This window comes from Pseudoalteromonas sp. SG43-4 (genome assembly GCF_014164325.1).
GTDB classification, from domain to species: Bacteria; Pseudomonadota; Gammaproteobacteria; order Enterobacterales; family Alteromonadaceae; genus Pseudoalteromonas; species Pseudoalteromonas distincta.
Genome location: NZ_JACJFB010000061.1, coordinates 1 through 457, shown reverse-complemented (window position 1 = coordinate 457; position 457 = coordinate 1). Strand labels below are relative to the sequence as shown.

Annotated in this window: 1 protein-coding gene; it reads right to left on the bottom strand. The window is 38.9% G+C overall.

Annotated elements, in window-relative coordinates; all coding sequences use genetic code 11:
- Positions 1 to 109: 109 nt before the first annotated feature.
- Positions 110 to 457: hypothetical protein (locus tag H5160_RS20155; RefSeq protein ID WP_220491203.1), on the bottom strand; the 348-nt coding region annotated here is incomplete at its 5' end.

The following is a 457-nucleotide window of genomic DNA, read 5'->3' as shown; positions in this document are numbered from 1 at the left end:
CTAACTTCCCGCATAACGGGCAAATATACGTAGGCTAAAATACCGAGCGAAGCGCAGGGAGCCTACGTGTATTTGTCCCTAGCGAGCGCAGCGAGTGTTAATGCGTTTGTTATGTTCGTTCTTTAATAAACGAGCGATGAAACCAAATGTAATAGATAGCCATAGCTGTGCCAATTGGAATATTTAAAATATTTATGTACGCAGCAATTTGAGCAGGAAAATAAGCCCAAACTTTATTACGCAGTAATCCGAAGCCTGCAAAGGACATTAAGAAGAAGCTAGCAACAAATACTAGGGTGATAACCCCTTGGATGATGCCAAAAGAAGCTGCGTTATTTACAAAGGTCATACCGACAATAATGAAAAATAAAGCTCCGATTACGAAAAATAAAGCTCCTAAAATAATCCTATGAGTATTCATTCTCTTCCTAGAACATAACAATTTAATAGTGCGCTC